Annotated in this window: 14 protein-coding genes, 3 tRNA genes and 1 riboswitch; of the genes, 4 read left to right on the forward strand and 13 right to left on the reverse strand. The window is 33.6% G+C overall.

Annotated features, from left to right (window positions below; translation table 11 throughout):
* Nucleotides 1-35 precede the first annotated feature (35 nt).
* Genes GV828_RS12560 through GV828_RS12570 form a run of 3 tightly spaced genes read right to left on the reverse strand, consistent with a single transcriptional unit; the run spans nucleotide 36 to nucleotide 2,978 of the window.
* A complete protein-coding gene (locus tag GV828_RS12560; protein WP_166537849.1) occupies nucleotides 36-815 on the reverse strand; it encodes an ABC transporter ATP-binding protein in 780 nt (259 codons plus the stop codon).
* A complete protein-coding gene (locus tag GV828_RS12565; protein ID WP_235935470.1) occupies nucleotides 812-1,834 on the reverse strand; it encodes an iron ABC transporter permease in 1,023 nt (340 codons plus the stop codon). Before GV828_RS12565 ends, GV828_RS12560 begins: the two co-directional genes overlap by 4 nt.
* 1 nt (nucleotide 1,835) lies before the next feature.
* Nucleotides 1,836-2,978, reverse strand: coding sequence for an ABC transporter substrate-binding protein (locus GV828_RS12570; RefSeq protein WP_166537850.1), 1,143 nt, complete (start codon nucleotides 2,976-2,978; stop codon nucleotides 1,836-1,838).
* 100 nt (nucleotides 2,979-3,078) lie between these two features.
* Nucleotides 3,079-3,265, forward strand: a riboswitch (cobalamin riboswitch).
* A gap of 32 nt (nucleotides 3,266-3,297) precedes the next feature.
* On the opposite strand from GV828_RS12570, the gene GV828_RS12575 reads away from it, so the two are divergent.
* Nucleotides 3,298-5,121 carry a TonB-dependent receptor gene (locus tag GV828_RS12575; protein WP_166537851.1) on the forward strand — a complete coding sequence of 608 codons (1,824 nt, stop codon included), beginning with the start codon at nucleotides 3,298-3,300 and terminating at the stop codon, nucleotides 5,119-5,121.
* A 5-nt stretch (nucleotides 5,122-5,126) separates the two neighbouring features.
* Complete coding sequence (locus GV828_RS12580) at nucleotides 5,127-6,200, forward strand: YncE family protein (protein ID WP_166537852.1); 1,074 nt, start codon at nucleotides 5,127-5,129, stop codon at nucleotides 6,198-6,200.
* A gap of 40 nt (nucleotides 6,201-6,240) precedes the next feature.
* On the opposite strand, the gene GV828_RS12585 is transcribed toward GV828_RS12580, so the two are convergent.
* The 8 genes from GV828_RS12585 to GV828_RS12620 form a co-directional block, all read right to left on the reverse strand.
* Complete coding sequence (locus tag GV828_RS12585; RefSeq protein WP_166537853.1) at nucleotides 6,241-6,849, reverse strand: N-acetylmuramoyl-L-alanine amidase family protein; 609 nt, start codon at nucleotides 6,847-6,849, stop codon at nucleotides 6,241-6,243.
* A 67-nt stretch (nucleotides 6,850-6,916) separates the two neighbouring features.
* Nucleotides 6,917-8,353: a S41 family peptidase gene (locus tag GV828_RS12590; RefSeq protein WP_166537854.1), complete on the reverse strand. Its 1,437-nt coding sequence runs from the start codon at nucleotides 8,351-8,353 to the stop codon at nucleotides 6,917-6,919.
* Between the two features lie 84 nt (nucleotides 8,354-8,437).
* Nucleotides 8,438-8,899, reverse strand: coding sequence for a sterol desaturase family protein (locus tag GV828_RS12595; protein WP_166537855.1), 462 nt, complete (start codon nucleotides 8,897-8,899; stop codon nucleotides 8,438-8,440).
* A 1-nt stretch (nucleotide 8,900) separates the two neighbouring features.
* Nucleotides 8,901-9,740 carry a phytoene/squalene synthase family protein gene (locus GV828_RS12600; protein ID WP_166537856.1) on the reverse strand — a complete coding sequence of 280 codons (840 nt, stop codon included), beginning with the start codon at nucleotides 9,738-9,740 and terminating at the stop codon, nucleotides 8,901-8,903.
* 22 nt (nucleotides 9,741-9,762) lie between these two features.
* Nucleotides 9,763-11,220 carry a phytoene desaturase family protein gene (locus tag GV828_RS12605; RefSeq protein WP_166537857.1) on the reverse strand — a complete coding sequence of 486 codons (1,458 nt, stop codon included), beginning with the start codon at nucleotides 11,218-11,220 and terminating at the stop codon, nucleotides 9,763-9,765.
* A 185-nt stretch (nucleotides 11,221-11,405) separates the two neighbouring features.
* Nucleotides 11,406-11,487 (reverse strand) — tRNA-Leu (locus GV828_RS12610).
* A 40-nt stretch (nucleotides 11,488-11,527) separates the two neighbouring features.
* Nucleotides 11,528-11,600 (reverse strand) — tRNA-Lys (locus GV828_RS12615).
* Nucleotides 11,601-11,631: 31 nt separating this feature from the next.
* Nucleotides 11,632-11,704: transfer RNA gene (locus GV828_RS12620), tRNA-Lys, on the reverse strand.
* 123 nt (nucleotides 11,705-11,827) lie between these two features.
* Between GV828_RS12620 and GV828_RS12625 the strand changes: the two genes are divergently transcribed.
* Complete coding sequence (locus GV828_RS12625; protein WP_166537858.1) at nucleotides 11,828-12,349, forward strand: shikimate kinase; 522 nt, start codon at nucleotides 11,828-11,830, stop codon at nucleotides 12,347-12,349.
* Here GV828_RS12625 and GV828_RS12630 read toward each other — a convergent pair.
* Nucleotides 12,341-12,838 (reverse strand): phosphoribosyltransferase family protein, encoded by a 498-nt coding sequence (locus GV828_RS12630; protein WP_166537859.1) that lies wholly within the window; start codon nucleotides 12,836-12,838, stop codon nucleotides 12,341-12,343. The two genes, GV828_RS12625 and GV828_RS12630, sit on opposite strands and share 9 nt — an antisense overlap.
* 39 nt (nucleotides 12,839-12,877) lie before the next feature.
* Nucleotides 12,878-13,264 (reverse strand): RNA-binding S4 domain-containing protein, encoded by a 387-nt coding sequence (locus GV828_RS12635; protein ID WP_166537860.1) that lies wholly within the window; start codon nucleotides 13,262-13,264, stop codon nucleotides 12,878-12,880.
* Nucleotides 13,265-13,344: 80 nt separating this feature from the next.
* Here GV828_RS12635 and GV828_RS12640 point away from each other — a divergent pair, with 80 nt between their 5' ends.
* A complete protein-coding gene (locus tag GV828_RS12640; RefSeq protein WP_166537861.1) occupies nucleotides 13,345-14,307 on the forward strand; it encodes an FKBP-type peptidyl-prolyl cis-trans isomerase in 963 nt (320 codons plus the stop codon).
* Nucleotides 14,308-14,477: the final 170 nt, after the last annotated feature.

A 14,477-nucleotide genomic window follows, 5' to 3' on the forward strand; every position in this document is an offset into this window, starting at 1 on the left:
CTTTTTCTTATAAAGATAAATGAACGGTGAATTTTTTAAAAGTTTTTGAACACAAATTTTTCTTTTTCTTTATCAAAAAAAATACTTTCGTCTTTAAAAAGATAATTCAGGTGGTTGTTATCAATTAAATTTTTAGGCAAATTTATTTCGAAGAACTCCGGTGTCATCAACATAATTTCGTCACACATTTGTATCGCTAATTCTAAATCATGAGTAGAAAAAAGAATGGTTTTTTGCTGGTTTTTTGCCAAATTCTGAAGCAATTTTAGCGTTAATATTTTATGCTGAAAATCTAAATGTGTGGTAGGTTCGTCTAAAATAATCAGTGGAGTATCTTGGGCTAAAGTTCTGGCTATTAATACTTTTTGAAGTTGACCGTCGCTAATTTCAAAATATTTTTTTTGAGCCAAATGTTCAATTTGAGTGATTTGTAAAGCGAGATTTGTTTGTGCCAAATCTTTTTCAGAAAGTGTCCCTAACCAATTAGTGTAAGGATGTCGTCCCAGAGCCACAACTTCAAAAACAGTCAAGTTGCTCAAGGTTAGTTTATCGGTTAAAACCAAACTTATTTTTCTTGATAATTGCTTTGGACTAATATTATTAAGATTTTGATTTTCGATAAAAATTTTGCCGGAAATAGGTTTTAAAATTCCGGAAATGGTTTTGAGCAATGTTGATTTTCCAATTCCATTTGCTCCAATCAAGCCAATTAATTTACTTTCCGTCAATTGAAAATTTAGTTCCGTGGCAACTATTTTATCCGGATAACCAACCGTAAGATTTTCGGTTGAAAATATGATTTTTTTTTCGCTCATATCATCATTTTTCGGTTTCTAATCATAAGCCAAATCACAACTGGCGCACCAAAAACTGATGTTACGGCATTAATGGGTAACGTGAAATTTTTTCCTGGAAATTGACAAATGGTGTCACAAACCAGTAAAATTATGGCTCCTAAAAGTAGGGTGGCACAAAAAAGTAATTTGTGATTACTTGTTTTAAAAATTAATCTTGCAAAATGCGGAACCGCCAATCCGATAAACGCAATTGGACCGGTAAAAGCGGTGATGCTTCCCGCCAAAATACTAGTGGAAATGATGATCAGCAAACGCATTTTTTTTAAATTAATTCCCAAACTTTCGGCATAATTTTCGCCCAAAAGCAATGCGTTCAATGATTTTAATGCAAAAACAGCTAAGATTAATCCTATAAAAATAACACTAAAAAGAATCAAAATTTCTTGAAATGATTGATTTCCTAAACTTCCGAAAGACCAAAAAGCAAATTTTTGTAATTCAAAAGCGGTACTGAAATAAGTTAAAATTCCGATGAAAGCACTGGCGAAACTCGCGAACATAATCCCAACTATTAAAACGGACATTGTATCGCGTAATTTTTGGGAAACCGCCAAAACTGCTAATAAAACCAAAAAACTTCCACAAACCGAAGCCAAAATTAAACCGTAACCTGACAGAAAAAAAGTTGCAAAAATTTCTGGAATAAGCGAATTACCCATGACCACAATTGCCACTCCTAAACTTGCGCCAGAACTTAACCCTATAACATCTGGACCTGCTAAAGGATTTCTAAACAAAGTTTGCATTAACAATCCGCTAACTGCTAAACCGCCTCCGGCTAAAACTGCCATTAAGGCTTTGGGCAAGCGATAATTCCATAAAATAATTTCCCAACTTTTTTTTGAAAAATCATCACCAACAACCGAACCCACAATTTCGTTTAATGGAATTTTTACTGATCCAATACAAAGATTGAGCAGAAAAACCGCTATTAAAACAAGCGAGAGAATGATTAATAATGGTATTTTGTTTCGCAATTTATTTTAATTTTTCGAAAAAAAACAATTCGTGATTAGAATAGATTTCCGGGTGAATGATTGATACTAAATCTTTCAACAAAAGATCAGGACGGTTTGGTGCTAGTTCATAGTATAAAACACCGCCAGTTTTGCCTTTTTTATTACTAAAACTGTAAATTTTTTGCTCCTTAAATGATTTGAAAAATTTATAGTTTGGATTATTTTGGATCATTTCTTCAAGTGATACAAATTGCGCAGGACCAATCCAAAAATCGGCATTTTCTGCCTTTTCTAAAACGGTTTCAAAAGAAAGTGACAAACTGCCAACTTCCGTTGTTTCGCCCCATAAATATTGTGCTTTTGCATCTTTTAAAAAAATTGATGCCCAGCTTTTTCCGCCCGGGAGATACCATTGATCTTGATAAATTGCACCACTTAGAACTGTTGGCGTGGTCGAAGCTTTTTGTGCGGCTTCTTTAATATCGTTGTAATTTTTTTCTATTGAATTAAAAATAGCATCCGCTTCTGAAGATTTGTCTAGCAAAACTCCAAAAAATTTAATCCATTCGGCTTTTCCAAGTGGCGTTTCCTCAACCCAATCTCCGTTGTATAAAATTTCAATGCCACTTTTTGCCAAAATATCATAGGTTTTATTTTGATCGTCAATGGTAAAACCTACTAAGACATCCGGTTGTAAATCAATCAATAATTCGGTATTGAGGTCTTGGTTTATGCCAATATCCACTATTTTTTTAGTATCAATTAGTTTTCTGGTTTTAGATGAAGAAATCAAATTTGTGCCTGGAAATCCAATTAACCTATTTTCGGATTTCAACATTTCTAGCGATGGAATATGTGTGGTAGAAGTAACCACTAAATTTTTTATGGGAACATCAATTTGCGGATATTGTTGTAAATTTTCAGGAACTGCCGCATTTTTTTTCTTTAAAATGTATGTAAAATTTTTGGTCGCTTTGGGCCAAGGTTGTAAAATTGTCAATACCGAATAATCACTGTATTCCTCAATTTGAAAGCCTTTGGCGTGTTGCACCAATTGCTTTTTAATTTGAGTAATTTCGGGATGAGTTTCTTTTTGATTTTTGCATGAAAAAACCACCGAAAGGCTGACTGTCAATAGTAATGTAAGCAAAAGTTTTTGCATTTGGAACAAATTTTATAAGCCGCACAAAGATAACGTTTAAATTTTTAAACTTTCAAGAGTGAAAATTTAGCTAATGCTTTGTCATTAGTTTTAAACAATTATCTTTGTCGTAGATTAAGGTTGTGGTAAATCGCCACATTAAAAGGGAATTTGGTGTAAAACCAAAGCTGTTCCCGCAACTGTAAGCTATAAAATTCGTTGTATCTACAATGCCACTGTTTTGTAAAAAATGGGAAGGTTAACAACGAAATGCAAGCCAGGAGACCTGCCTTTTTCTCTAATTTTTAAAAAACTTTCGGGATAAAAGTTTTAAAAAATCATGAGTAAAATTTTTCTTTTATTGGCAGTTTTCGGTTGTGCAAGCTTTTCGGTTATGGCACAAAATGATCCGTTGTTACAATTAGACGTCATTGAAATTTCGGATTTTCAACTTAAAAATAATTCAAAATCACAACAGGTTTCAGTGTTTAATGATTCGGTGATAGAAAAGAATCGTTCGTCTTTAACGCAATTACTTCATTACAATTCTGTAATATATTTTAAAGAAAATGGTTTAGGAATGGTTTCTTCGCCGTCTTTTCGCGGAACAACAGCTCAACAAACCGCTGTAATTTGGAACGGAATTAATATCAATTCGCAATTTAATGGTCAAACAGATTTTAATACTTTCAATACGGCTGGTTTTAATCAAATTTCGGTAAGGTCTGGTGGTGGAAGTGCAATTTATGGAAGTAGTGCAATTGGCGGAAGTGTGCATTTGAATAACACTTTAAAATTTGGGAATTTTTTCAAAAACAAATTACAATTGCGTTATGGAAGTTTCAATACTTATGAGGGAAATTACAAGGTAGAAGTTGCTACAAAAAATTTTTCGGTTGAAGGAGGAATCTCCCGTATTTCCTCAGATAATGATTATCCTTTTCCTAATAGCGAAAGAAAAAATACTAACGGAAATTTTTACAATATTAATCTTTTTGCGAACGTAGCTTACCGAATTAACGAGTGTCATACTTTAAAATTGTACAGCCAAACATTTGATTCCGAAAGGCATTTTTCGGGTGCGATTGGGGTGATTTCTCGCAACAAATATCAGGATTTGAATTTACGAAACATGTTAGAATGGATTGCTTCGGGTGAAAAATTTTCTTCTAAAATAAAGTTGGTGCATTTATCTGAAAAATATAAATATTTTGAAGATTTTAGTTTGAATAATTTTACTTTCGGCGAAGCCAAAACAGGATTAATTAGGCATGATTTTGTTTTCAATTTAAACGAAAATATGCAAGTTAATTCGCTTTTAGAATATAATCAAACCAAAGGTTTTGGAAGTAGCATTACAGAAACTACTAGAAAAACTGGCGTGGCTGCTTTGTTATTTAAACATGAAATATCACAATTTTTTTCCTACGAAACTGCCATTCGAAAAGAGATGACGCAAGCTTACGAAAGTCCGGTTTTGTTTTCTGCGGGAGCAATTGTTAACCCACTCGACTTTTACCAAATAAAACTCAATTTTTCAAAAAATTTCAGAGTTCCAACTTTCAATGATTTGTATTGGGAAGGTAGCGGAAATGCTACTTTATTGCCCGAAAGTTCTATACAAGGAGAAATTGGCAACCAATTTACCCTGAGGAATTTACAATTTACGGTTACAGCATTTTATAACGATATCAAAGATATGTTGCGTTGGACGCCGGGAACTGGAGGATTTTGGTTTCCGAACAATGTGGCAAATGTGAAAACGTATGGTGCAGAAGCGATTTTGGGTTACCAAAAGAAATTTGGAAATCATGAAATTTCGGCAAACGCAACCTACGCTTATACTAAAGCTATTGATGAAAAAATCGATAAACAGTTGGTTTACGTTCCGTATCACAAAGCTACTGTTTCCGGAAGCTATGCTTTTAAAAATTTCTCAGGATTTTTTCAGTATTTAGGAAATGGGGAAGTTTTTACTTCTAGTGATAATGTCGTTGTTTTAAATAGTTACAACCTTTTTAATGTAGGTTTAGACTATCAGTTTTATAAAAAATATCATCTTGGTTTTGCGGTTTATAATGTTTTTGATGAATATTATCAAAGTACCTTAAACCGCCCAATGCCTGGAATTAATTACCACTTTACATTCACTTTTAATATTTAACCACTATGAAATTTAAACACTTAGTACTTATTTTACTCTCGGGTTCATTGTTTTTTACATCCTGTGATAGCAATGATGATTCAAATCCCAATGTTCCTCAAGGAGCTTATGACAACGGCATTTTAATATTAAGCGAAGGAAATTTTGGGGCTTCAAACTCCGGAATTACTTTTTCTTCCAAAGATTTTCAAACTCAAGAAGCCAATATTTTTTCGGCTGTTAATGGCGAAAATATGGGTGATACCGGACAAGATATTGGGTTTCATGATGATTTAGCCTATATCGTAATGCATGGTTCTCATGAAATTCATGTAGTAAACCGTTACAATTTTAAATTGGTAACCACAATATCTTCCGGATTGTTGAATCCACGTTATATTACTTTTGCTAACAACAAAGCGTATGTGACAAACTGGGGAAATGGTTCGGTTGCAACCGATGATTATATTGCAGTAATTGACTTGGTCACAAATCAGATTATCAAAAATATTTCGGTGGTTGAAGGTCCAGAAAGAATTATTGAAGACGATAATAAATTGTATGTGGCTCATAAAGGAGGCTATGGAAACGGTAACTCTATTTCAATAATTTCTGCCGCAAACGATTCTTTATTAACCAATATGATTGTTGGTGATGTTCCAAATTCTTTAGAAATTGAAAATGGAATTTTGTATGTTCTTTGTGGCGGAATTCAGGCGTGGAGTCCTGAGGCTATTTCTACAAGTGGTTCTTTGCACCAAATTAATTTGGGCAATAATACTAAAGTAACCCATAATTTTGGCCCTGGACAACATCCTTCAAATTTAGAGATTGAAGACAATAAAATTTATTACACGGTTAATGAAAAAATTTATGTAAAAAATCTTGGAGATGTTTTGCCAACGCAAGAATTATTTTCTACAACTGCGCAAGGAGTTTATGGCGTTTACAGTTTTGAAGTAGAAGATGGAAAAATTTATGTAGGCGATGCTAAAGACTATAATTCTAATGGATCTGTTTACGTTTATTCAACATCAGGAACGTATATCGATGAAATTGTAACGGGAGTTACACCAACCGGAATTTATTTCAATGACTAAAACTAAAAAGGGCTTTCAAAAAATTTGAAAGCCCTTCTATTTATTTATTTTCTTTGATGAAATCTAAAATGATACTTGCTATTTTATCTTGTTCAGCTTTATTAGTCAGGTACTTATAATCATTTGTATTTGAAAGGAAGCCGAGTTCCACTAATACCGAAGGGGCTTCGCTTTTTTTCAAAATATAAAAAGGCGCCTTTTTTACACCGCGACTTTTGTAGTTGTTGCTCACAAATTTTTGTTCAATTTTTGAAGCAAATTCTTTAGATTTTTCTGAAAAATTGTTTTCTTCATAAACATAAAATTCCATTCCCGAAGGTGCTTCACTCGCATTCGCAGAAACATGGATTGAAACCACTAAATCTGGCTTTAAATTATTGATTTGCTTTGTTCTTTCTTCTAAACTCACGAAATTATCGTCATTTCTGGTGAAGTGAATGACAACATTTTCATCTTGGTTCAATGTTGCAATTTGTTTTGCAACTCTTTCAGTAATTGCTTTTTCCGAATCGCTATTTACCATTGCGCCGTAATCTTTTCCGCCATGTCCAGCATCGATTACCACAGTGAAAGTTTTGTTGTTTTTTGTTGAAAACGCCATCAATCCAATAGAAAGTGCTATTGCAAGAAATTTAAATGTTTTTTTCATTGCTTAAGTTTTTAGGTTTGTTAAAGATGAAAACGTCAAAAGAATAGCGATTATTATTTGTATAAAATTATTTATTTAAAATTTCTGGAGTGTCAAGATACATTTCAGTTCCGAAACGCAACATTTGTTTTCGATCTTTTAACTGTATATATTCTTTAGGAGCAGAAAATTGAGACCTTCCTTCACCTGTAATTTGCGAAATCGCTTGTTGTAACAATGGTTCATTAACTTCTCCCAAAATTCCCAAGTTACCTAAATCTTCAGGTAAAGGTGTTCCTGTTGGGTCAATTCCATTATTATATTCGCCAAAACCAACAGAATTTACAATTTTAAAGCAGATAGGTTGCATGGCATATTTGTGTCTTGTTGATCGTCCTTGCGGTCTAAAATTTGGAGAATCATATAATGTAACCGAGCCCACATTTTTTCCTGTAGTTTTGGTTCCAATGGTAATTACATTAATATGTGGTTTTAAGCCGTTGATGACTAGTTCGCTTGCTGAAGCTGAACTTCCTGTGGTAAGGATAAAAACTCTTGGTAAATTTAAATGATTGATGGAGTTATTGCCTATATTGGAAGTAAATCTATTGATTAATTGTTCCTGATTATCAGCATAAAAAGCTTCAATTTTTTCGTTCCATTGCTGTTTAGCGAAAATTTGTCCATCAAAACTTCCGGTAATCATACTTGCTAAATAGGTAGCAGTTTGCACCGAACCACCAGAATTATATCGCAAATCCAAAACCAACTCGTTAACACCTTCCGCTAAAAATTGTCCAAAAACCTGATTCAATTCATTGTCATATTCATTATAAAAACCGTTATACATCAAGTATCCAATTTTTTTATCGCCATAATCTAAAACTTTGTGAAGGTAAATGGGGTTTTCCGCTAATTGTGTTTTGGTTAGGGAAACACTTTCACCATTAGGTGTAAAATTGCCACCATCGTAATCGGCTAAGTTTAAAGAATAAACTTCTGGAGCCAACAATTCTGTATAATTATTTTCGGTTAAAGCCACTCCATTTACGGCATAAAAGATGTCTCCTCGCTGGATATTTTTGGTAGCTGCATCAGAATTTGGCAAAATATATCTTACATAACCTAAAATTCTGTTGGGGTTGTTATTGTCACGAAACAGTCGAAAATCAACCCCATTATTTTTTGTGACACCACTAAGTGTTGCCTCTAAAACTGAGTAATCGCTGGTAATAAAACTAAAACGATCCTCAATCGGATAATTAAAAAGTAATTGATTGTAAAATAAATCCGAAGGATCTTCAAAGCCACGCAAATATTCATTTAATTCCGCTTGAGAGGCGAATCGGTCGTCAGCTAATTCTGGAACGCTACTTTGCCAATAATAATAGAGGTTAAGTCCTTTCCAAATAAAATCTTTTACCGCAACGTCACTTGGAACTTCAATATCATCTAAATCATCTTGACAGGATAAGAACAAGTACGAACTCAGGAAAAGCACAAGTAGTTTTGGGAAATTTTTCATAAAAAAATAAGAATTTACAACTTTAAGTATAAACGTAAATTTATGCTTTTTAGTTTTATTTTGGCAAAAAATAAAAAGAAAAACTTACTTTTTTGCTGCTTCTTTGAAATATTTGTAAGGGAAAAGTAACATTCCGAAACATTCTCCTTTGTCTTTTCCCAAATGTTTGTGATGCATTTTATGAGCGCGTCTTACGGCTCTTGCATATCGATTATTGGCATTTCGAAACCATTTGAATCGTTGATGAATAAATATGTCGTGCACTAAGAAGTAAGTAAATCCATAAGCAAAAATTCCTAAGCCAATAGCTAAACCAATTTCGAGAATATTGTTTTGCCAAAGTAAGAAAAAACCAATACTAATTACGGCATAAATGATGAAAAAAGCATCATTGCGTTCAAACCAGGAATCGTGGTCTTTTTTATGATGATCTGCGTGTAAATTCCATAAAAATCCATGCATAATATACTTGTGGCTGAACCAAGCCATAAACTCCATAAAACAAAATGTGAGAGTAAAAGCCAGTATGTGAATCCAAATGTTCATTTTAAATCATGTTTAATTTGTAACGAAAATAACATTGCGCAAACAAACCTACTTTTTGATAGTCAGAAACGCGGATGCGTGCATTTTTTATTTCGGCAGAAGGCGTTTTTTTTAATTTGGATAAGAGTGTTTTGTAATAAATGTATGCTGTATATACTCCAAATTTTGCTTCGATGGGAAGTTGTAAAATTCCTTCATATCCTTGTTGCAAGTCAAGCTCAATTTCATCAACGATTTTCTTTTTTGCGTTTTCATCCAATTCATGCAGGTTAGTTTCGGGAAAATAAGTCCGACTTAAGCCTTCAAAATCTGCTTTTAAATCTCGCAAAAAATTAATTTTTTGAAATGCAGAACCTAATTTCATGGCGCTGTTTTTCAATTTCCCATATTCTTTTTCATCGCCACCAACAAATACTTGTAAACACATAAGTCCCACTACATCTGCAGATCCATAGATATAGTCTAAATATTCTTGTGTAGTTTTATATTCAGTTTTTGACAAATCCATTCGCATACTTTTCATAAACGATTCGATTAAATTTTGCGAAATATTGTGTTTTCTTACAGTAGATTGAAAGGCATTTAGTATAGGATTTAAACTGATACCATTTTTAAGAGCGTTGTATAAATCTTTTTCAAAATCGTCAAATAAAATTTCTTTCGGATAGTCATGGAAACTATCTACAATCTCATCTGCAAGTCTTACAAACCCATAAATATTGTAGATGTCTTGTCTTATTGACGGCGACAAGATTTTTACAGCCGTAGAAAATGATGTGCTGTAAGCTCTTGTTACGCTGGTACAACAATGGTTAGATACTGAGTCGAAAATAGCTTTCATATGAGGGAATGCTTAAAGTTTTCTATTGCTTAAAGATAAGTTCTGCAACTAATTTTCCTGATATCAACGCAGGAGGAACGCCTGGCCCCGGAACGGTTAGTTGTCCGGTAAAAAATAAATTTTTTACTTTTTTGCTCTTTAATTTTGGTCGTAAAAAAGCTGTTTGTAACAAGGTATTTGCTAGTCCGTATGCATTACCTTTATATGAGTTGTAATCATTTACAAAATCATCTACACAAAAGGATTCGTTAAATATAATATTTTTTTTAATATCTTGATTCGTGATTTGCTCAAAACGTGCAATAATTTTATCAAAATATTGATTTCTTATTTCGGGAGAATCATCAATTCCCGGAGCAATTGGAATTAAAAAAATACCTGCTTCTTTACCTTCCGGTGCTGTTGAAGCATCAGTTTTTGAGGGAAAACTGGCATAAAACATTGGATTTTCAGGCCATTTTGGGACATCGTAAATTGCCGCAGCATGGTCATCAAAATTGGTGTCAAAAAATAAGGTATGATGGTTTACATTTTCAATTTTTTTATCAAAACCTACATAAAAGAGTAGGGATGAAGGCGCAAAGGTTTTATTTTCCCAATATTTTTCGGAGTAACCCCTAAAATTTTTGTCTAGCAATGTTTCGGAATGGTGGTAATCAGCACCGCTCACTACAATATCAGCTTTATGATTTTCACCGTTAATCACAATCCCCGAAACTTTATTATTTTCTACTAAAATTTTCTCTACATTGGCATTGGTTACGATTTTCACCTGTAATTCAAGTGCCAATTTTTCCATCGCTTGAACTACCGCATACATTCCGGTTTTAGGGTGAAAAGTTCCTAAGCCAAAGTCGGCATAATTCATAAAGCTATAAAAGGAAGGCGTTTGTGAAGGTTTTGCACCAAGAAAAAGTACTGGAAATTCCACAACCTGCCGAAGTTTTTTATTGGTAAAATATTTTTTTGCATCAGAGGCGATGGTACCAATAAACTGGTCAAGTTTTACAATAGTTTTGGGCGAAATTAATTCTAAAGGTGAAATTCCGGGACGATATACAATATCTTTTATTGCGATATCGTAATTAGATTTGGCATTAGCAATAAATTTTTCCAGAGATTTACCACTACCGGATTCAATACTATCAAAAGTTTTTACAATTTTTTCTAATGAATCGTCAATGGTAATTTTATCGTCTTTTCCAAAATAAACGGAATACGCAGGCGAGAGTTTATCGAGCTGATAATAATCTGAAGGTTTTTTATTAAAATCGGCAAAAAATCGCTCAAAAACGTCAGGCATCCAATACCAAGTAGGTCCCATGTCAAAGGTAAACCCCTCTCGCTTAAATTGTCTGGCGCGTCCGCCAATCGTATTGTTTTTTTCGTAAATAGTTACTGAGTGTCCCGCTTTAGCTAAGTAACAAGCCGCAGACAATGAGGCAAAGCCTGATCCGATAATCTTTATATTTTTACTCATTTGTAGAAGTGGCAATTAGCAACTTTTCTACCAAAAATAAGAAATATATCACGATATGATAATGCCTTTTATGAAAATGTTAATATAATTTTTGGTTTATTTTTATCCAACAATTCTTTAAGCAGTATAGTTCTTATCAAAAAAAAAATCCTACAAAATTTTGTAGGATTTGATTCATTTTTTTGTGACCACGATCAGATTCGAACTGACACGTCTTGCGACACCACCCCCTCAAGATGGCGAGTCTACCAATTTCTCCACGTGGCCGATAAACAAAAAAAGTTACTCGCAAGCGAATAACTTTTTGTGACCCGACTGGGGCTCGAACCCAGGACCCCAACATTAAAAGTGTTGTGCTCTACCAACTGAGCTATCGAGTCAGGCATCTCAAGAAATTTAAGCATCGCTTAGTGACCCGACTGGGGCTCGAACCCAGGACCCCAACATTAAAAGTGTTGTGCTCTACCAACTGAGCTATCGAGTCATTTAATTTCTTGAATGCGGGTGCAAATATACGTCCTTATTATTTATTTTTCAAAGTATTTTTATTTTAAATTTGTGTTTTTTCGTTATTAATTCATAACGTATTAATTTATAAGAAGTTATTATGGCGCATAAAATAGTTTTGTTGGGATATATGGGGTGCGGAAAGACAAGTGTAGGAAAAATTTTGTCAGAAAAAACAAATATTCCCTTAACTGATCTCGACGATTTAATCGAAAAACGAGAAAACAATTCGGTTAAAAACATTTTTGCAACGCGTGGAGAAATTTATTTTAGAAGAATTGAACACCAAATTTTAAAAGAAATTTTGTCAAGCCCAGAATCTTTAATAGTGAGTTTGGGGGGTGGAACGCCTTGTTATGCTAACAACCACCAATTTTTAAATGGCGAAAATATAGTGTCTTTTTATTTGAAAGCTTCCATTAAAACACTTTATGATAGACTTTATCACGAAACTGATAAAAGACCATTGCTCAATATCTCAGATGAAAATGAATTGCAGGAATTTATAGCCAAACACTTATTTGATAGAAGTTATTTTTACAACCAAGCCACCTATAATATTACTGTCGACGGAAAGTCTTTAGACGAAATATCGGCAGAAATTATTTCGAAATTAACTTAGAAAAGCGTGATTATTATTTTCTTCAAATACCACTTGAACGTGTTCTTGTAAAGATGTTGACAATGAAATTCCTTTAAAATCGGCTTTAACTGGATATTTTTTATGATTGCGATCAACCAAAACAGCCGTTTTGAATTTGGTCAACGGCACCTCTAAAAAATGTCGAATACCGTACGCTAAAACGGTTCCCGAGTTTAAAACATCATCTACTAAAACTAACCCACGATTTTCATATTGCGATTTGTCAAGAGAGGTTTCAATCGCGTTTGCAGGATTTGTTTTGTCAATTTTTACTTCGCAAAGCGACACTTTTAGGTCAGAAATTTCAAGTAAGCTTGAAGCAATTTTTTCGGCAAAAATGTATCCGCTTTTTGAAATTCCGGCGATAATTACTTCACTCTCATCTGCAAATGTTTCATAAATTTGATAAGAAATTCGTTTTATTTTATGTTCAATTTCTTGATGCGTTAAAATTATATTTTGGTTCATATTGAGTTGCTTTGTATGAGGTTCTTTTTTGTAAAATAATTAATCCCAGTCTTCAAAGTTAACATCTTCGGCAAAATCTTCAAGGTCACGACGGTCTTTTTTTGTAGGACGACCTTCGCCATGTTTTCTATAATGTTCTTTTGAAAGTTTTAATAATTCAAGGTGTTCAAAAGCTTCCACTGGCGTTTCATCTTTTCGATAGATGTCCACCAATTTCGCCCCAACACGGTTTTGCGGAATGTCTAAAACTGAAATTATGTAAGTGATTTGATCTTTTCTGAACGTGATTTTGTCACCTGGGAAAACCTCGCGAGATGGCTTTGCCACCTGACCATTTACAGTAACATGATTTTTTTTACAAGCTTCTGTAACCATGTTTCTAGTTTTGTAATAACGGATGCACCAAAGATATTTGTCAATCCTCATCTTAGTGGTTTAAAATGTAAGTTAATTTGTTTACAAAAATAAATCAAAATTGTATCTTGCGGCTCTAAAAAAATTGATAAATGAAAAGATTCGGCCTTCTTTTAACAAGTTTGCTTACGGCTACGTTATTATTTTCGTGTAAAAAAGATGACGACAATGTATCGATTGCGCCACCTCGTGATCGTGCGGAGCAATATGCTACAGATATTGAAAATATTGAAGATTATTTAAAAACGCATTATCTAACAGTAACGACTGATGCTAATGGGAATCCGGTGACTCAAATTGATTCGATTCCGGCTGGTGGGACACAAATTTCTATTTGGAACCAAACAGAATATCCGTTACAATATAAATTGTTAAAAAACGATTCAAGAATTTTTACTGCTGCAAATCCATTGGTAGGAACTGTAATTGATGATCCTGTGGAATACAAGGTATATTATTTGAACATTCGTGAAGGTTTAGGCGAAAAACCTTCTACGGTAGATTCGGTTTTTGTGTCATTAAGAGGAAGTGATTTAAATCAAAAGGTTTTTGAAAATTCTCCAAACCCAATTTGGTTAGTGCAAAATGCCACGGTTGCAGGTTTTAAACATATCATCAAAGAGTTTAAGACCGGAAACGCGGTTGAAAATCCAGCTAATCCTGGAGGAACAATTTTTACTAATCATGGTGTTGGAATTATGTTTTTGCCATCGGGATTAGGGTATTTTAATTCTTCGCCAGCATCATCTTCTTTAAGTTCTTATTCGCCATTAGTATTTGAGTTCAATGTTCACGCTTTGAAGCGAATTGATAATGACAATGATGGTATTTTGTCAATTTATGAAGACAGAAACGGGAATGGTGATTTTTATGACGATGATACTGATGGTGACGGTATTCCAGATTTTTTAGATGCTGATGATGATGGTGATGGCGTTCTTACGAGAATAGAAATTCGTGATACTTTTGGAAATCCTTATTCTTTTGAAAATATCCCGAATTGTCAGGGAACTACTGGTGGATTAAAGCGATATTTAGACCCGAGTTGTAATTAATTTTTAGGGCAAAACAATAAAAAAATCCCGTTCAGTTTTAACTTTTGAACATGCCCCAAAAAGTTAGACACTATTTGGGGCATTTTTTATGGAAAGAAAAGTTAAGTATGATTACGCATTTAAATTAGAATGTGTTAAGTTAGTTTTAGAGAAACATTATTCTGTTTTGT

The organism is Flavobacterium ichthyis, assembly GCF_009915155.1.
GTDB classification, from domain to species: Bacteria; Bacteroidota; Bacteroidia; order Flavobacteriales; family Flavobacteriaceae; genus Flavobacterium; species Flavobacterium ichthyis.